A 17,910-nucleotide genomic window follows, 5' to 3' on the forward strand; every position below is an offset into this window, starting at 1 on the left:
GTATGAGAGCAGGACGGAGAACGGCCCTGCTGGCCGCGATGGGCCTCACCGGAGGCCTGCTCCTCACCTCACCCCAGCCCGCCTCCGCCGCCAACCTCATCAAGAACCCCGGCTTCGAGACCGCCGGCACCGGCGACATGCCCTACTGCTGGAAGAAGTCCGGCTGGGGCGACAACGACTTCGCCTTCGAGACGACGGCGGACGCTCACAGCGGCTCCAAGGCGATGAAGGTGTCCCTCACCCGCCGCGTCGACGGCGACCGCAAGGCGCTGATCACCGAGTCCGCCGAGTGCGCGCCCGTCGTCACCGTGGGCAAGCAGTACGACCTGGGGCTCTGGTACAAGTCGACCACCCCGGACACCGCGATCACCCTCTTCCGGCACGACGCCACCGCCGGATGGCAGTACTGGACCGACCTCAAGACGCTGGAGCCGGCGGCCGGCTGGACCGAGGCCACGGTCCGTACGCCCGAGGTGCCCGCCGGCACCGACCGGATCGCCTGGGGCGTCTCCGTCTACGGCACCGGCTCCGTCACCACCGACGACTACACGATGGACCAGGTCGCCGACCCGGTCCCGGACCCGGTGTGCACGGGCACGGCTCAGGAGTGCGCGAACGGCCGCTGGGACGTGCTGCCCACGAAGAACCCCGTGCGCTCCATGCACTCCGTCGTCCTGAACAACGGCAAGGTGCTGCTGATCGCGGGCTCCGGCAACGACCCGGAGAAGTTCGCGGCGGGCACGTTCACCAGCGCGGTCTACGACCCGCAGAACGGCACGTACAAGCAGATCCCCACGCCGAAGGACATGTTCTGCGCCGGCCACGTCCAGCTGGACGACGGGCGGGTGCTCGTCATGAGCGGCAACAAGGGCTATCCGTCGGCCGACGGCAAGATCGGCTACCAGGGCTACAAGGACTCGTACCTCTTCGACCCGGTCACCGAGACGTACAGCAGGACGAACGACATGAACGACGGCCACTGGTACCCGTCGGCGACGATCCTCGGCAACGGTGACGTGATCTCGTTCGGCGGGCTGAAGGAGGACTCCACCGGCTCGGTGACCGCCGAGCGGTGGTCGGACGCCGAGCAGCGCTGGCTGCCGACGTGGCAGGTCAACCAGACCTGGTCCTTCTGGGGCCTGTACCCGTCGATGATCCTGATGCAGGACGGCCGCCTGTTCTACTCGGGCAGCCATGTCTTCGGCAACAACATCCCGGGCACCGGATCGGCGATCTACGACTACGACGCCAACACGATCACCCAGGTCCCCGGCCTGCAGAACAAGGACGAGCGCGACCAGTCGGCGAGCGTGCTGCTGCCTCCGGCCCAGGACCAGAAGGTCCTCACCATCGGCGGCGGCAACATCGACTCCAACCCGGACGCGAACCGCCTCACCGACGTCATCGACCTCAAGCAGCCCAACCCGTCCTACGTCGCCGGCCCGCCGCTCCCGCAGGGCACCGTCGACCTCGGCGGCGGCAAGGTCCCGCAGACCGGCAACCAGGGCAAGATGTACGCCTCCGCCGTACTCCTGCCGGACGGCAAGGTCCTGGAGACGGGCGGCGCCCTGCACAACCGGGCCGACCCGGTGTACGAGTCGTCGCTCTACGACCCGGCGACCAACACCTTCGACCCGGTGGCCACGGACCCGGAGGAGCGCGGCTACCACTCCTCCGCCTTCCTGCTGCCCGACGGCCGGGTGATGACGACGGGCGACAACCCGGGCAACGGCACCTGGAACCACGACGTGTCGGTCTACACCCCGCCCTATCTCCTCAAGGGCGAGCGCCCGACGATCACTTCGGTCATCGACACCGAGTGGACGTACGGCGACACCCAGCGGATCACCGTCGACCGTCCCATCGCCAAGGCCGAGCTGATCCGCCCGGCCGCCGTCACCCACTCCTCCGACCCCAACCAGCGCTTCGTCGACCTGCCGCTGTCGGTGGACGGCAACAACGTCGACCTGAACGTGACGAGCAACCCCAACCTGGCGCCGCCCGGCTGGTACATGCTCTTCGCGGTCGACGCCAACGGCGTCCCGTCGGTCGCCAAGTGGGTGCACCTGCAAGGACCGCAGGCCCTCACCGCCACGGATGCGTCGGCTCACGTCCATGACTTCGCCGACGACCTCAAGGGCAAGGTCACGGGCCCCGGCAAGAAGCGCACGTCCCAGAAGGTCAGCCCGACCGTCTCCGGCTGCGACCGCCACTACGGCTCCGCCAACGTGTGCGTGCCGACGGACTTCCCGCCGACCGTGAAGACGACGACGAAGTCCCGCTGCGACTGGCTGAAGGCGAACGACTACGGCCGCCTGAAGGTCAACGGCAGGGACGACCCGCTGCGGCTGGACCGGAACGGGGACGGAATCGCCTGCGGCAAGAAGGATCTAACGAGGCGCTGACGCGCCCCGAAGGGGCGCGGGGCTGTATCGATTTGCGGCGCCGCCGCGCGGGCGCGACCAGCCACAGCGGCGCCGCAGTTCCCCACGGCGCTCAACCATCAACGGCGCTCCGAGCGGAGCGACATCGCGTGCTCCACGATGGCCACCAGCTGTTCGTGGTGCGCGCCCTTCCAGTACGCCCGCCCGCACCGGGTGCACTGCGCGAAGACGTCGTACGACCGCTGCGTCCCGCCCTCCAACTGGTCCGCCACCTCCTCCTTGGTGGCCTCCTTGAGCAGCCCGTTGCAGGCGGTGCAGCGCGTCCAGGGACGCAGTTCGGGCCGGAACCGGTCGAGGATGTCGCGGAGCTGCTCCTCGGGCCGGGTGCTGTAGACGAAGGCGCCGGCCCACAGCTCACGCCGGCGCAGCAGCCCCCGGTCCCGGCTCAGCATCACCCGCTGCTCGGCGGCCGAGCGGGCGGCGAGCGCCGGGTCGCCGATGTCCGTCGACTCGTACGCCGTGTCCACGCCGAGCAGGCGCAGGCGGCGGGCGAGGGTGCCGAGGTGGACGTCGAGCAGGAAGCGCAGGGGAGCGCCGGGCACCCTTTGGGGGCGCTGGACGGGCCGTACGGTCACGGACTCGCCCGCCGCCGGGACGTGCGCCACCGGCACCTCGCGGCCGTCGACGATCAGGGTGCCGACCTCGGTCAGCGGGACGCCGAGGGACTCCACGACATGGCCGAGGGCCGAGACGCCGTCGGTGGTCACCTGGGCGGCCCCGCCCTCGCGCCGTCCGTTCGGCAGGAACAGACGCAGCTCGGGGGCGAATTCGACGTGGATCTCGGGTCCGTTCACCTGGTCAGGATGTCACGGCCGGGGGCTCGTGCCTCAGCTGTTTTTCGCGGGGAGACCGTGCTCGATCACGTCCAGGGCGCGGTCGAGGAGGTCGCGGAGATCGTCCTTGAAGTCGTTCTCGGCCCAGTACAGGGAGATCTCCGCGAGGCCACCGATGAGGGAGTTCGTGAAGACCCGCACCTCGAAGTTGTCCCGCGGCAGGCCGGTGCGATCGGCGACGGCCTCGGAGAGCATCCGGCCGGTGACCGACATGCTCTCCAGCATGCGGGAGCGCACCGCGGGGACCTGGACCATGAGGTGCGACCGCAGCCGGGTGGCCTCGGGCTCCTGCTCCAGCCCGGTGCTGATGGCCAGCCTCATGACGTACCGCAGTGACTCCATCCACGGCTCGTCCGCCGGCCGCTTGCGCAGTTCGTCCAGCAGGATCGGGTCGTACTCGTCCGTGAGGACGATGTCCTCCTTGGTCGGGAAGTAGCGGAAGACCGTGGACGGCGACACCTCCGCGCGCTCGGCGATCTGCTCGACCGTGGTGGCGTCGTAGCCCTGTTCCTCGATCAGGGCGTAGGTCGCGGTGCGGATCGCCATCCGGGTCTTGATCTTCTTCCGCTCACGAAGTCCCAGCTGAGGGCCGTCGGGGAGGGGGAGGGAACCTGCGGGTGTCATGGGGCTCATTGTCGAGCATCGGCCTGCGCGTCAGCCATGTCAGGAGGCGTGGAGGTCTCGGTCGGACGAGGTGTGGCCGGCAGGAAAGCCGCCGCCAGCAGCGCGGAGACGAGGGCCGCGATGCCGCACACCAGCAGGACCACGCCCATGCCGTGGACGTAGGCGCTGTTCGCGGAGGCGGCGAGCTCCGCTGCCTTTTCGGGGCTCGCCCGCTCGGCGACGAGGTGCGCCGCGACCACGGACTCCCCGGCGGTGTCGGCGGCCTGCGCGGGCAGCCCGGTGACGTCGAGCCGGTCCCGGAAGGCGCCGGCGAGCAGGCTGCCGAGCAGCGCGATGCCGATCGCACCGCCGACCTGACGCATGGTCATCAGCAGTCCGGAGCCGCTGCCGGCGCGGTCGCGGGGCAGGGCGCTCAGGCCGCCGTTCATGGCGGGGATGAGCGAGAGGCCGAAGCCGAGGCCGGTGATGGTGAGCCACAGCGCGACGAATCCGTAGCCGGAGTCCGCGGTCGTACGGCTGCCGAGGATCCCGGCGAAGGCCAGCACCACCAGGCCCGCGCTCACCGCGGCACGCGCACTGAAGCGGGCGACGACCTGCGGGGCGAGGCGGGAGGCGACGAGCAGTCCGCCCATCATCGGCAGCAGCCGTACGCCGGTGCCCAGCGCGTCGTGGCCGAGGACGGCCTGGAGGTAGGGCGGCAGCACGAACAGCAGGCCCGTCAGGATGAACGTCACCAGGGTCGCGGCGACGGTGTTGAACAGGAAGCCGCGGTGGGCGAGCAGGGTCATGTCGAGCATGGGGCGCTCGACCCGGCGTTCGCGCAGCACCAGCGCGGCGATCAGGAGCACGGCCGCCCCGAGCATGCCCAGGACCACCGGGTCGCCCCAGCCGCGGGTCGGCGCCTCGATGATCGCGTAGACGAGGGCGCCGAGCCCGGTCACGGCGAGCGCGGTGGAGAGGGTGTCGACCTTCGGGGAGGCGGGGTCCTTCGTCTCCGGGAGCAGGAAGACGCAGGCGGCGATGCCGATCGCGGCCATCGGGACGTTGATCAGGAAGACCGAGCCCCACCAGAAGTGGTTCAGCAGCCAGCCGCCGATGATCGGGCCGAGCGGCAGGCCGAGCGCGGAGGCGGCAGAGGTGATGCCGACGGCCTTGGTGCGCTCCTCGGGGCCGAAGAGCGTGGGCAGCACGGAGAGCGAGAGCGGGGTGACCAGAGCCGCGCCCACGCCCATCACCGCACGCGCGGCGATCACCGCGTTCACGTCGTCGGCGAGCGCGCCGACCAGCGAGCCGGCGAGGAATATCCCGAGGCCGGTGATCAGCATCCGCCGCCGCCCGAAGCGGTCTCCGAGCAGGCCCGCGGGCAGCATCAGCGCGGCGAAGACGACGACGTACGCGTCCGCCATCCACTGCTGTTGGCCGGTGCCGGCGCCAAGATCGGCGGCCATCGTCGGCAGCGCCACGTTGAGGATCGTCATGTCGAAGCCGAGTGTCAGCATGCTGGCGACGAGGGCGCCGAGCGCCCACCAACGGCGAGGGTCCGGAGTGGCAGTTTCCATGAAATGAGAGTAGCTCTCAAAATAGAGTGACTGTCAATCGGTTTCGGCATGCAAAAAGGGCCACGGCTCGCAAGCCGTGGCCCTGAACGAAGCTGCGCGTGGGTCACCCGTGCTGGTAAGCCACCAGCGAGATTCCGACGTAGTGCGTGATGAAGGCCGCCAGGGTGAAGGAGTGGAACACCTCGTGGAAGCCGAACCAGCGCGGTGACGGGTTCGGGCGCTTGATGCCGTAGATCACGCCGCCCGCGCTGTAGAGCACGCCGCCGACGATCACCAGGACCAGCACCGCGATGCCGCCGGTGCGCATGAAGTCCGGCAGGAAGAAGACGGCCGCCCAGCCCATCGCGATGTAGCAGGGGGTGTAGAGCCAGCGCGGGGCGCCGACCCAGAAGACGCGGAAGACGATGCCCGCGGCCGCCGCGGCCCAGATGCCCCACAGCAGCCACTGACCCTTGGCCCCCGGCAGGAGCAGCATCGTCAGCGGCGTGTAGGTGCCCGCGATGATCAGGAAGATGTTCGCGTGGTCGAGTCTGCGCAGGACGCCGTCCATGCGCGGGCTCCAGGTGCCCCGGTGGTACAGCGCGCTCACGCCGAACAGCAGGCAGGCCGTGAGGGCGAAGATCCCGCAGGCGATACGGCCTCTCGTCGAGTCCGCGAGGGCGGTGAGCACCAGGCCCGCGACGAGCGCGGCCGGGAACATGCCCAGGTGCAGCCAGCCGCGGAGCTTGGGCTTGATCTCGTCCGTGAGGTGCTGGGCGTGGTGCGCGATCTGGTGTGGCAGGGAGGACGCGGCGGGACCCCGGCCGGCGGCCGGTGAGTCCGTGGGCGCGTCGGGGGCGGGCGACGTCATGCGGGGCATCGTACCTACGGGTCCGTAAGTGACGTATCAGGGTGGCCAGATGACCGCTCGGAAGTGGCCATCGTCTCATGGGGTACCCGGAATGGGCGCACCCGGGGTGAAGCCGTGGTGACGCATCGAAAACATCTGGATGAGTGGCGATGCTCACGCCGCTCACCTGTGACGCCCTCTGGACATATGCGCAGACGCGTCGGATGATCAAATGAGTGCGGTCGGCACCGGATGAGCGCGGAAGATCGGGTTGGCGGATCCAGTCCTCCCGTCCGCGAAGCATCCGGGTCGCGGCCCCCACGGGGCATACAAGGGCATATTCAGGACAAAATCCCTCACTTAGGAGCAACCGTGGCGCGCGACATCGCGGCTCCCCCCGTCGTCCCCACAAACCACCAGGCACTGGTCTCGTGGGTGAACGAGATCGCTGAACTGACGCAGCCGGACAGCGTGGTCTGGTGTGACGGATCCGAGGCCGAGTACGACCGCCTGTGCGAGGAGCTCGTCGCGAAGGGCACCTTCAAGAAGCTCGACCCGATCAAGCGCCCCAACTCGTACTACGCCGCCTCCGACCCGACCGACGTCGCGCGCGTCGAGGACCGGACCTTCATCTGCTCCGAGAAGGAGCAGGACGCGGGACCGACGAACCACTGGATGGACCCCGCCCAGATGCGTGAGGTCTTCTCCGGCGAGAAGGGCGTCTTCCGCGGCTCGATGCGCGGCCGGACGATGTACGTCGTCCCGTTCTGCATGGGCCCGCTCGGCTCGAAACTCTCCGCGATCGGCGTCGAGATCACCGACTCGGCCTACGTCGCCGTCTCCATGCGCACCATGACCCGCATGGGCCAGGCCGTCCTCGACGAGCTCGGTGAGGACGGCTTCTTCGTGAAGGCCGTGCACTCCGTCGGCGCCCCGCTGGAGGAAGGCCAGGAGGACGTCCCCTGGCCCTGCAACCAGACCAAGTACATCTCCCACTTCCCGGAGAGCCGCGAGATCTGGTCCTACGGCTCCGGCTACGGCGGCAACGCCCTGCTCGGCAAGAAGTGCTACGCCCTGCGCATCGCCTCCGTCATGGCCCGTGACGAGGGCTGGCTCGCCGAGCACATGCTCATCCTGAAGCTGACCCCGCCCACCGGTGAGTCGAAGTACGTCGCCGCCGCCTTCCCGAGCGCCTGCGGCAAGACCAACCTCGCCATGCTGGAGCCCACCATCTCCGGCTGGACCGTCGAGACGATCGGCGACGACATCGCCTGGATGCGCTTCGGCGAGGACGGCCGTCTGTACGCCATCAACCCCGAGGCCGGCTTCTTCGGCGTCGCGCCCGGCACCGGTGAGCACACCAACGCCAACGCGATGAAGACGCTGTGGGGCAACTCGGTCTTCACCAACGTGGCGCTGACGGACGACGGCGACATCTGGTGGGAGGGCATGACGGAGGAGACCCCGGCCCACCTGACGGACTGGAAGGGCAACGACTGGACGCCCCGGTCGGAGACGCCGGCCGCCCACCCCAACGCCCGCTTCACCGTTCCGGCCTCCCAGTGCCCGATCATCGCGCCCGAGTGGGAGGACCCCAGGGGCGTGCCGATCTCGGCGATCCTCTTCGGCGGCCGCCGCGCCACCGCCGTACCGCTGGTGACGGAGTCCTTCGACTGGAACCACGGCGTGTTCCTCGGCGCCAACGTGGCGAGCGAGAAGACCGCCGCCGCCGAGGGCAAGGTCGGCGAGCTGCGCCGCGACCCGTTCGCGATGCTCCCCTTCTGCGGCTACAACATGGGCGACTACATGGCCCACTGGGTCGACGTGGCCAAGGGCAAGGACCAGTCGAAGCTGCCGAAGATCTACTACGTCAACTGGTTCCGCAAGAACGACGAGGGCAAGTTCGTCTGGCCCGGCTTCGGCGAGAACAGCCGTGTCCTGAAGTGGATCGTCGAGCGCCTGGAGGGCAAGGCCGAGGGCGTCGAGACCCCGATCGGCATCCTCCCGGCCAAGGGCGCCCTGGACACCAACGGCCTCGAACTGGGCGACTCCGACCTCGACTTCCTCCTCACCGTCGACAAGGAGGTCTGGCGCGAGGAGGCAGCGCTCGTCCCCGACCACCTCAACACCTTCGGCGACCACACGCCGAAGGAGCTGTGGGACGAGTACCACGCGCTGGTGCAGCGCCTGGGCTGAGCACAGCCCCCGAAGACGCCGCGGCCGGCTCCGATCGTGCCCTGACCAGCAACATCGTCACGGCCGGCCGCGGTGACCGCACCGAACAGCACCACAGACCGGCGAGGTTCCGTACAACGGCGTGCGGGGCTCTGGGCCTGTCGCTGCGTTCCCGTCCGCATCGAGGGAAGCGCGCGGTGACAGGCCCTCGCCTGTATCCGGCAACCTTCTGCCGTCGCGCCCCTTGATCGCAGGATCTTCATGGCTGTTACATGTTCAACACACGAGTGTCACTGATCTCAGTGAGCACTCAATTCAGCCTGTGGGGGGCACAGTTGAATACAGCACACCGTCCCAGACGCCTCGCGGCCACGCTGCTCGCCGCCACACTCGCCGGGACCGGCCTGACCGTCGCCGCCGCACCCGCGGCCCACGCGGCGGCCTCGGACGCCGTGGTCAAGCTGCCGATCTCGTCGTACTCGGCGCTGGCGGTCGACAACGTCCACGAGCGGATCTTCGTCGCGGACAGCAACACCAGCTACTCCGGGAACAGCGGCACCATCGCCGTCTACAACTTCCAGGGCGAACGCCTCACGACGATCACCACGACCAACCATGTCTCGGGCCTGGCGCTGAGCGCCGACGCGTCCAAGGTCTACGCCGGTCTGCGCGACCGGATCGAGTCGTACGACACCACCACCTTCCAGAAGACCCACGTCGCCTACGCGAACACCGACACCTGCGGTCGTGATCTCGCCCACTCCGGCGGCCAGTTGTACTTCACGACGCCGTACTCCCAGTACGTCTCCCAGTGCGCCACCGCCGGCACCTACGTGGACGGGGTCGTCAACGGCGCCCTCACCCGCACCGGCTGGAACGACTCCGGCGAGCTCCAGCTGGAGTCCGGCCCCGGCAACAGGATGCTCATGGGCCAGCCGCTCAACGCGAACGCGCCCAACCCCTTCGTCACGGTCTTCGACACCAGCGGCGACAGCCTCGTACGCAATGCCGCGCGCCGCTTCGCCGACAGCGACGGCAAGGGCGCCCTGGACTTCAAGGACATGGCGTTCTCCCCGGACGGCGCCAAGGTCGCCGTCGCCGACGCCGCGTACGGCACCCGGCTGCTGAACGCCGACGACCTGTCGGACGCGGCGACCGGCTACCAGGCGCTGCCGTCCGGCGCCGCCGCCAGCTCGGTCGCCTTCAGCGGCGACGGCAAGTACATCGCGCGCGGCGCCTCGGCCACCGGCTCCACGCCCGACCTGCTGGTCCAGCCCGCCGACCCGGCCGACGCCACCGCCCCGCTGGAGTTCGTCTTCGAGGGCAGCCTCGACGGCGACAAGGTCGTACCGCGCGGCATGGAGTGGTCGGCCGACGGCTCCCGGCTGTTCGCGGTGACCACCAACGCGGTCGGCACCCAGTACTGGCTGCACATCATCCAGCCCCCGGCCGTCCAGTACGACGCCCGCTTCACCGGCGGCCTCACGCACAGCCCCGCCCAGGCCGTCGCGGGCGAACCGCTCGCCGTGCGCGGCAAGCTGGAGCAGGACGGCCCGGCGCCCGCCGAGCCCCTGAAGGTCAATGCGACCCGCACCGACGCCACCGGCGCCCACGACCTGGGCACCTTCACCGTCAAGGCCGACGGCACGTTCACCGTCCTCGACGAGCCCGACCTCGTCGGCGACGCGACCTACACCGTCTCCTACCTCGGCGACCTGACCCACCGCCCCGCCGAGGACGTCACCACCACGGTGTCCGTCGGCAAGGCGCCCACGTCGATCGCGCTCACCGCGCCCGAGGAGGGCTCGCTGAGCACGGGCGTCGAGATCACCGGCACCTTCACCGCACAGGGCAAGGCGCTGCCCGACCGGGCGGTCCTCAAGGTCACCCGGATTGACCGGCTCGGCACCGGCACGCTGTCGTCGGTGACGGTCGGCGCCGACGGCACGTTCACGATCAACGACCTGCCGCGCACCCGGGGCGACGCGGACTACACGGTCAGCTGGCCGGGCGACGACCTGCACAGCGCGTCGTCCGCCTCGGCGACGGTGTACGTCAGGCGGTAAGGCCGCCTCCGGTCCCGCCCCGGTCCTCCAGATAGCGGGTGTGGGACTCCTGGCGGCGGGCCTCCACCTCGCGCAGGCCCGCCGCCAGGCGCTCGGCGTCCTTCTTCAACAGGCCGAGCTGGCGCTCCAGATGGAGTTCGGGCGACTCGGTGCCGGGCGTCATCCGCGTCCACCACCGCGTCCGTACGAAACTGTCGACGGCCTCGGGAAGATCGCGCCGCACGATCCGGGAGAGCACGTGCACGCCCTCCGGGTCGTGCGCGAGCAGCTCGGCCACCCAGCCCCGGTCGAGCAACGCGCCCAGCAGCTCGGTGAGTTCACGCAGTCGCGCGGCCACCGTGACCGACAGCTCGACGTCCGTCAGATAGCCGCGCAGCCTCTCGAAGTCGTCCCGCACTTCGTCGAGTTGGGCCGACGGATCCGGGAAGTCGGGCAGCGCGGGCCGCTCCGGCGGGGCGATCAGCGCGCCCGCGCCGTAGAGGCCGGCGACGACGACGGGCCAGTACGGCCCCGCGACCCCCGCGAAGGTCAGCACGAGCCCGACGACCCCGCACGCGCTCCCCGCGATGTTCTTGCGGGACTCCAGGTACGCCAGTGCCTTGCCCGGAGCGGACTCATTGGTAGCCACGGATCTCCTCGAAGGCGCCGTCCAGCGAGCCCTCCTGGGCGTCGAAGAGGCGGCCGCCGGTCAGCTCGGCGATGTGCTCCAGCTCGGACCGGTCGGAGTCGCCGAAGAGGATGGGGAAGACGGGGATCTGCTTCCCGGCGGGCGTCAGACCGTTCCGGTAGAAGGTGTCGAACTCCCCGGCGTCCGCGCCCGCCGTGTTCTCGCCGTCCGTCATCAGCACGATCGACGTGAACGTGTCCTTGTCGGTGCGCAGATGGTCGTACGCCTTCTGCAATGAGGTGAAGATCGCGGTGTCGCCCTCGGCTTCGAGCTCCTTGGTGTCCTTCCTGATCCCGTCGAGACCGGCCTTCGGATCCGCCGGGTCGACGACATGGGTCCGCACGCTCTTCACGTCCGACCCGAAGGGCATCAGCGTGACCTCCTCGCGTTCGCGGAAGTCGCCGGTGAGGTCGGTGAGCGCCCGCTTCAGCTGCTCGAGGCGGTCGCCCTCCATGGAGCCCGAGGTGTCGAGTACGTAGACGGTCCTGGACGGGCGGCGCAGATCGTTCTCGTACGAGTCGAGCAGGCCGTCGGCGACGGAACGGCTGCCCGGGAAGGGCAGTTCGCGTCGGCGGCTGGTGTCGAGGCCGGACGCGGGCGGGACCGAGGCGACGACCGGGCGGCGGTGGGTGCGCTCGGTGATCAGCCGCTGGATGTCCTCGGTGCGCAGCGCCTCGGTGATGCGCCGGACGTCCTCGCGGATCGCCGCGTTCGTCGAGGCGAGGGAGGAGAGCGGGTAGTCGGCGGTGACGACGCCGTCCTTGGGGCGGATCACGGTCAGGCCCGGGATGCCCTTGAGGACGGACTCGTAGTTGAGCAGGGCGTCGACGTTCCCGCGCCGCTCGTACGCCGTCGCCAGCCAGCCCGAGGAACCCGACGTCAGCTTCTGCCCCTGGAAGAACTCCTTGAGGCGGGGCGTGGCCCTGTCGACGTCCGTGTCGGTGAGCGCGGACTGGGCGCCCGAGAGGGCCGAGGCGACCGAGACGAGCGTGGCGAAGCCGGAGTTGGAGCGGGCGGGATCGGTCATGCCGTAGGTCAGCCTGCCGTCCTGGACGGCCTGCTCGATCTGCGACCAGGTGACGTCCTCGGGCTGCCAGCCCAGCGAGCCGAGCGTCGTCGACCTGACCCCGACGGCGACCGGGCTCGACATGACCGGCGTCTGCGACACGACCTTCTTCGCCGCGTCGGGGCGCAGCCGCAGATAGTCGTTGGAGGACAGCCACAGCGCGTCGTACTGCCCGTCCGCCTTGCCCTTCGCCAGCAGTTCCACCGCGTCGAGGGTGCCCATGTAGGTGGGCCGCACCTTGATGCCGGTGTCGTCGGCGATCCGGTCGAGGACCGGGCTCATGTCACTGAGCTCGCTGGAGGCGAGGACGCGGAGGGTGCCGGGCTGCGGGGCGTTCGGGTTCGGGTCGTCGTCGGCCTGTTGCGAGGTGCAGGCGGTCAGCAGGGCCAGCGCGGCGAGCGCGGGGGCGAACAGTCGTGCTCTCATCCGAGCCCGCCTTCCAGCGCACCCTGGGAGCGGCTGCGCTCCAAGTAGGCGCTCGCGTGCCGCAGTTCCGCGGTCAGGTTCTCCACCGTCGTCGCCATCGCCTCGGTCGCCTGGACCTTGTAGGTGTCGATGGCGTCGAGCGTGCGGTAGATCTGCTGGAAGGCGCTGCGGAGGGTCTCCGCTCCCACCGCCGGGTCGGCGGCGATGCGCTGGATCTCGCCGCCCTGCGTGGCGAGCATCTCGGCATTGCCCCGAATGAGCTCCTCCGTGGTCCCGCGCAGGGCGTTGACCTGCTCGACGACCTTCTTCTGGTTGTCGAGCGCGGACGCCAGCATCACGGAGATCCGCAGCGCCGAGACGGTGGTCGTGGCCGCCCGGTCGACGCCCTTGATCAGCTCCTCGTTGTTGCGTCGTACGACGTCCATGGCGAGGTAGCCCTGCGCGCACACGGCGAGCTGGGTGAGCAGGTCCTGGTGCTTCTGCCGGACCGGGAAGAGGACGTCGGCCCGCAGGGAGTCCGCCTGCTGCGGGTCGCTCCCGTCGACCCCGGCGATGTGCCGCTCGACGGCGGTGTCCAGGGCCTGTGTGAGGACGACGTACTCCTGGAGCTTGCCCATGGTCTCCCACAGGCGCACCCGCTCGGTCTGCAGCGCGGCGTTGTCCCGGCGCAGCTCGTCCTGTCCACCCCGCAGGGACCCCACGATCTTGTTGAGGGTCCCCTGCGCGGAGGCGTACTTGGCGACGTGGTCGCGCAGCCTGTTCCCGCCGGGGAGCCGGGAGAGGAACTTGCGCCCCTTGGCGGCGGGCAGATCCCTCGGATCCAGGTCCTCGACCACCCGCCGCAGTTCCACGAGCGAGCCCGCGACCTGCGATTGGGCGTCCCCGCCCTTGTCGGGCAGGCTCCGGACGGTCCTCTCCAGCATGCGGTTGGACTGCGCGGCGGCGGTGCGCATCTCACCCGCACCCAGGGCGGTGATCTCGCCGACCTTGCCGGCGAACTCGGGGGAGCGGGCGTCGAGCGCCGCGAGCTCCTCCACATAGGCGGAGGCCTTCTCGGCCATGTCGGTACGGACGGCGTCGTCCACGGGGACGAGCCCGCCCGCCTTCTCCCGCGGCACCGTGGCCACGGGCTCGGGCGGCGTGAGGGTGAAGGTGTCGTCGTTGCTGTTCATGAGCTGCTGTCCCCCTTATCCGCGCGCCCGTCGCGCCAGCTCGTGCAGCACCTTGGCGGTGGGCACGGGCGCCTGGCGGACGCCGGTCAGCTCCTGCTTGAGGTAGGTGGTGTCCGAGGTGAACTCGGCGGCGCCGCCCTGCGGCCGGAAGCCGTGCCGGACCACCAGCTCGCGCAACTTCGGGTCCGAGGAGAGGAGTTCGGCCACTGCCTTGCCATTCTCGGTGAGCGGTACGGCGGTGTGGTCGCTGTTGACCGTGGTGTCGGGGTAGAGGACGACCAGGTCGTCGGGCTTCTGCCCGTCCGCCGACAGCGAGGCGACCTGCGACTCGTAGACCACGACGAGCGGATTGCCGGCACCGCTGACGAAGTCCCGGAAGGCGGCGTCGCTGCCGGCCTGCTGGGCGCCCTGCACACTGACCAGCTTGCGCAGCAGCGGTGCGGTGCGATCGACCTCGGCGTCGGTGGCGACGACCTTGCCGCCGTTCGCGACGTAGGAGGCGGCCGCGAGATAGAGGGCGCCGGAGTTGGAGGTCTCGGGGTCGGTGCTGGACAGGTAGAGCGTGCCCGTCAACTCCCCGTACTTCTCGGCCCCCTTGAGCTGCTGCCAGGTGCGGTCGGTGCGGGCGGCGTCCAGATAGGCGGCCATCCTCAGCGTGCCCCGGTGCGCCTCCTCCAGCGCGGCGAGGCCGTTCGCCGCGAGCACCTCGGCGGCGTTCTTGTGCGCCACGACGACCAGGGGCGAGTAGAAGGGGCGGGGGAGGGCCCCCGTCACCTTGTACTTCGCGGCGAGTTCGGCGGCCGGCGCCTGGCTCGACGGCAGCGCGAGGTCGTACCCCTTGAGGTCCAGCCCCTCCATGGCCCACGACCCGGAGGTCTCGGCCTTCACGGTGTAGCCCTTGGCGGCGAGGGCCTTCACCACGTCGGGATCGGCGAAGAACTCCGCCTTCTCCGATCCGATCACCGCGCGCACGGTCTTCGTTGCCGTGCCGTTGTCCTCATCACTGCGACCCGCGACGACGGCGGCCACCACGCCACCGATCAGCAGAACCGCGAGGACGATCCCTGCGATACGTCTCACGCAGGGAAGAGTGCTCCCGGAATCCAACGTTCCCCGCCGAAAGGGGTGAACGGCAGGCGTCGTGCCGGTCTCGGTACAACACGGGGGGCGGCAACGCCCCGCTTTTCAGGGGCGCGGGGCTGCGTCGATATGCGGCTCCGCCGCGTGGGCGCGACAAGCCACACCGAACCGCAAGCCGCGACACGACAGCTCCCCTATGGCGAGGGCGAATGTCGGCCAAAGCCAACGCAGTGAACTCGTGGCGCCCGGTCCGCGCGTCGCTGCGGGTGCACGCGGACCGGGGCCGTTCAGGGGGTGTCAGCCGACGCCGGTCAATTCCTCCGACTCGGCCAGCGCGGCGGCATGCGCGTCCATACGCTCGGCGGCGAGGATCGCGGCAGCCGTATCCGCACGAGACGCGGCAACGACCAGCGCGCGGCCCGCGAGGGCGTGTGCCCGCTGGTGCAGGGCGGTGAGGTCGGTGCCCGAGGGTGCCGCGGACATGCGGGCCGGCGTCACCCCGCTCCGCAACCGGGTCACCTGCGCGGCGAGCCGCTCGGCCGCCTCGTCCACGTCGGCGGAGGGCGCCGCCGCGCGCAGCTCATCGGTGACGGCCAGCAGCGCCGCGAGGTGCCCCGCGAGCTGGATGTCCAGCTCCTCCTCGCGCGAACGGTGCGGAAAGTCGGAGGTCGAGCCGGCCATCGTGCTGTGGACCGACTTGGTGCGGATCGGTTCGTACATGGATGGCCTCCTGTGCTGTCAGGAAGCCATCCTAGCTTAGATTCCGTCTAAAGTTGAGCGAGCGCAAAAGATCTACGGCTGGCTGTATCCGTCCAGGAATCGCCCGATCCGCCCCACCGCGTCCCGTAGATCCGTGACCGTCGGCAGGGTCACCACCCGGAAGTGATCCGACTCCGGCCAGTTGAAGCCGCTGCCCTGGACGACCATGATCTTTTCGCGCCGCAGCAGGTCCAGGACCATTCGCCGGTCGTCCTTGATCTTGAAGACCTTGGGGTCGAGGCGCGGGAAGAGATACAGCGCCCCCTTCGGCCGTACGCACGTCACCCCGGGGATCTGTGTCAGCAGCTCGTACGCGACATCCAGCTGTTCCTTCAGCCGCCCCCCGGGCAGCACCAGGTCATTGATGGTCTGCCGTCCGCTGAGAGCGGCCACGACCCCGTGCTGACCGGGCATGTTCGCGCACAGCCGCATGTTCGCGAGGATGGTGAGGCCCTCGATGTAGGAGTCGGCGTGGGCGCGGGGGCCCGAGATCGACATCCAGCCCACCCGGTACCCGGCGACCCGGTAGGCCTTCGACATGCCGTTGAAGGTGAGGGTGAGCAGGTCGGGGGCGACGGCGGCGGTCGGGGTGTGCGTGGCGCCGTCGTACAGGATCTTGTCGTAGATCTCGTCGGAGCAGACGAGGAGGTTGTGCCGGCGGGCGATGTCCGTCAGCCCCCGGAGCATGGCCTCGTCGTACACGGCCCCCGTCGGGTTGTTGGGGTTGATGATGACGATGGCCTTGGTGCGGTCGGTGACCTTGCGCTCGATGTCGGCGAGGTCGGGCATCCAGTCGGACTGCTCGTCGCACCGATAGTGCACGGCGGTGCCGCCGGACAGGGACACGGCGGCGGTCCACAGGGGGTAGTCGGGCGCGGGCACGAGAACCTCGTCCCCATCATCAAGCAGCCCCTGCATCGCCATGACGATGAGCTCGGAGACGCCGTTGCCGATGAAGACGTGCTCGACGTCGGTCTCGATGCCGAGGGTCTGGTTGTGCATGACGACGGCCCGGCGCGCCGCGAGCAGCCCCTTCGCGTCGCCGTAGCCATGGGCCGTCGACACGTTGCGGAGGATGTCCTCCAGGATCTCGGGCGGACACTCGAAACCGAACGCGGCCGGGTTCCCGGTGTTCAGCTTGAGGATCCGATGCCCCGCCGACTCGAGCCGCATCGCCTCCTCGAGCACCGGGCCCCGGATCTCGTAACAGACGTTGGCGAGCTTGGTCGACTGGATCACCTGCATGTCAAGGAGCTTACGGCCCGGTAAAGCCCACCGGGCCGTGTTTTCCGACACGTGAGACGCGGGGGTTTGGGCCGTTATCGCCGGTGGCTGTCCCACGGGCCGCTCCCGTCCCTAGAATGCGCGGTCATGTCCAGGCCACCCAAGCGCGAAAACGAGCCACCGCAGGCGCCGCCGAACGTGTACCTCCCGCAGCCGACGGCATCCCCCGCCTACGAGGAGTACGCGGATCCGGCGGCGGCACACGGCTGGCAGAACGCGTACGACGAGACGGCGCAGCTGCCGCCGGTGGCCGACGCGGGCACTGGGGCACTGGGCGGGGCGGCCCCCGTGAGGGCTGAGGTCGGCGGCGAGGGTGCGGGGGACGGTTACGACTACAGCTATAGCTATAGCTACAGCTACAGCTACGGCCCGAATGCCGACTACGACCATGACCATGACCACGACCTCGACCACGACTACGGATTCGGCGACGGACGCCCTGGTCGGCGGGGCGAGGGTGCGGGCCGGGGCACGCGGCGCAAGCCCAGCACCTGGCAGTCGCGTCGCGTGGCGGTCATGGCCGGTGCGGTGGGCGTGGTGTCGGCGGCGGCGCTGATAGCGGGGTTCTCCCTGTCCGGCTCTTCGCCGGAGGATGACGTGCAGGTCAAGCAGGACCGGACGAGCCCGACGGCGGATGACCCGGCGGACCCGGCGGACCCGACGGAACCGTCCGATGGCACGTCGGCCGGCGCCCGCCCGCCCGACGCCACCGAGCCGTCACGCTCTTCGCCCGCCACCGCCTCGGCGAGTCCCTCGGCCACCGACGACCCCACGGACAAGGCCGGCACGCCCTCACCCACCCCGTCCACGAGCAGCACGGCCCCCACCACACCCACGGCCTCCCCGACCACGCCCGACCCGGGAAACGCCAACGGCAATCCCGGCCGCGGGCAGGGCAACACCAAAGGGCCCAAGTAGCGGAAGCC

The 17,910-nt window shown here is 69.9% G+C and carries 14 protein-coding genes; 4 read left to right on the forward strand and 10 right to left on the reverse strand.

Going from position 1 to position 17,910, the window contains the following annotated elements; all coding sequences use genetic code 11:
- The first annotated feature begins 2 nt into the window (after nucleotides 1-2).
- Nucleotides 3-2,405 carry a galactose oxidase-like domain-containing protein gene (locus ACIREI_RS24500; protein ID WP_403336771.1) on the forward strand — a complete coding sequence of 801 codons (2,403 nt, stop codon included), beginning with the start codon at nucleotides 3-5 and terminating at the stop codon, nucleotides 2,403-2,405.
- A gap of 98 nt (nucleotides 2,406-2,503) precedes the next feature.
- Here ACIREI_RS24500 and ACIREI_RS24505 read toward each other — a convergent pair whose 3' ends face one another.
- From ACIREI_RS24505 to ACIREI_RS24520, 4 genes are all read right to left on the reverse strand, one after another.
- Nucleotides 2,504-3,238: a Mut7-C RNAse domain-containing protein gene (locus tag ACIREI_RS24505; protein ID WP_403336492.1), complete on the reverse strand. Its 735-nt coding sequence runs from the start codon at nucleotides 3,236-3,238 to the stop codon at nucleotides 2,504-2,506.
- A gap of 33 nt (nucleotides 3,239-3,271) precedes the next feature.
- The gene (locus ACIREI_RS24510; protein ID WP_403336495.1) at nucleotides 3,272-3,901 is read right to left on the reverse strand and encodes a TetR/AcrR family transcriptional regulator; all 630 of its coding nucleotides are present in this window, start codon (nucleotides 3,899-3,901) and stop codon (nucleotides 3,272-3,274) included.
- A gap of 5 nt (nucleotides 3,902-3,906) precedes the next feature.
- Nucleotides 3,907-5,460 carry a DHA2 family efflux MFS transporter permease subunit gene (locus tag ACIREI_RS24515; RefSeq protein ID WP_403336497.1) on the reverse strand — a complete coding sequence of 518 codons (1,554 nt, stop codon included), beginning with the start codon at nucleotides 5,458-5,460 and terminating at the stop codon, nucleotides 3,907-3,909.
- A gap of 103 nt (nucleotides 5,461-5,563) precedes the next feature.
- Complete coding sequence (locus tag ACIREI_RS24520) at nucleotides 5,564-6,310, reverse strand: hemolysin III family protein (RefSeq protein WP_403336500.1); 747 nt, start codon at nucleotides 6,308-6,310, stop codon at nucleotides 5,564-5,566.
- Between the two features lie 351 nt (nucleotides 6,311-6,661).
- Between ACIREI_RS24520 and ACIREI_RS24525 the strand changes: the two genes are divergently transcribed.
- Together ACIREI_RS24525 and ACIREI_RS24530 are read left to right on the forward strand one after the other, a co-directional pair.
- Complete coding sequence (locus ACIREI_RS24525) at nucleotides 6,662-8,485, forward strand: phosphoenolpyruvate carboxykinase (GTP) (protein WP_403336503.1); 1,824 nt, start codon at nucleotides 6,662-6,664, stop codon at nucleotides 8,483-8,485.
- A 314-nt stretch (nucleotides 8,486-8,799) separates the two neighbouring features.
- On the forward strand, nucleotides 8,800-10,530 hold the full coding sequence (locus tag ACIREI_RS24530) for an Ig-like domain repeat protein (protein ID WP_403336506.1): 1,731 nt from the start codon (nucleotides 8,800-8,802) through the stop codon (nucleotides 10,528-10,530).
- On the opposite strand, the gene ACIREI_RS24535 is transcribed toward ACIREI_RS24530, so the two are convergent.
- The 6 genes from ACIREI_RS24535 to ACIREI_RS24560 form a co-directional block, all read right to left on the reverse strand.
- A complete protein-coding gene (locus tag ACIREI_RS24535; RefSeq protein ID WP_403336774.1) occupies nucleotides 10,520-11,125 on the reverse strand; it encodes a hypothetical protein in 606 nt (201 codons plus the stop codon). The genes ACIREI_RS24530 and ACIREI_RS24535 overlap by 11 nt on opposite strands.
- A 19-nt stretch (nucleotides 11,126-11,144) precedes the next feature.
- The gene (locus tag ACIREI_RS24540) at nucleotides 11,145-12,689 is read right to left on the reverse strand and encodes a substrate-binding domain-containing protein (RefSeq protein WP_403336508.1); all 1,545 of its coding nucleotides are present in this window, start codon (nucleotides 12,687-12,689) and stop codon (nucleotides 11,145-11,147) included.
- On the reverse strand, nucleotides 12,686-13,861 hold the full coding sequence (locus tag ACIREI_RS24545; protein WP_403336511.1) for a toxic anion resistance protein: 1,176 nt from the start codon (nucleotides 13,859-13,861) through the stop codon (nucleotides 12,686-12,688). Before ACIREI_RS24545 ends, ACIREI_RS24540 begins: the two co-directional genes overlap by 4 nt.
- Before the next feature lie 15 nt (nucleotides 13,862-13,876).
- Nucleotides 13,877-14,941, reverse strand: a complete 1,065-nt coding sequence (locus ACIREI_RS24550; protein ID WP_403336514.1) for a hypothetical protein — start codon at nucleotides 14,939-14,941, stop codon at nucleotides 13,877-13,879.
- Between the two features lie 297 nt (nucleotides 14,942-15,238).
- A complete protein-coding gene (locus ACIREI_RS24555) occupies nucleotides 15,239-15,661 on the reverse strand; it encodes a hypothetical protein (RefSeq protein WP_403336517.1) in 423 nt (140 codons plus the stop codon).
- 72 nt (nucleotides 15,662-15,733) lie between these two features.
- Nucleotides 15,734-16,945 (reverse strand): pyridoxal phosphate-dependent aminotransferase, encoded by a 1,212-nt coding sequence (locus ACIREI_RS24560; RefSeq protein WP_301997258.1) that lies wholly within the window; start codon nucleotides 16,943-16,945, stop codon nucleotides 15,734-15,736.
- A gap of 126 nt (nucleotides 16,946-17,071) precedes the next feature.
- On the opposite strand from ACIREI_RS24560, the gene ACIREI_RS24565 reads away from it, so the two are divergent.
- On the forward strand, nucleotides 17,072-17,902 hold the full coding sequence (locus ACIREI_RS24565; RefSeq protein WP_403336520.1) for a hypothetical protein: 831 nt from the start codon (nucleotides 17,072-17,074) through the stop codon (nucleotides 17,900-17,902).
- Nucleotides 17,903-17,910: the final 8 nt, after the last annotated feature.

Source organism: Streptomyces sp. NPDC093591 (assembly GCF_044764885.1).
In the GTDB taxonomy this organism is placed as follows: domain Bacteria; phylum Actinomycetota; class Actinomycetes; order Streptomycetales; family Streptomycetaceae; genus Streptomyces.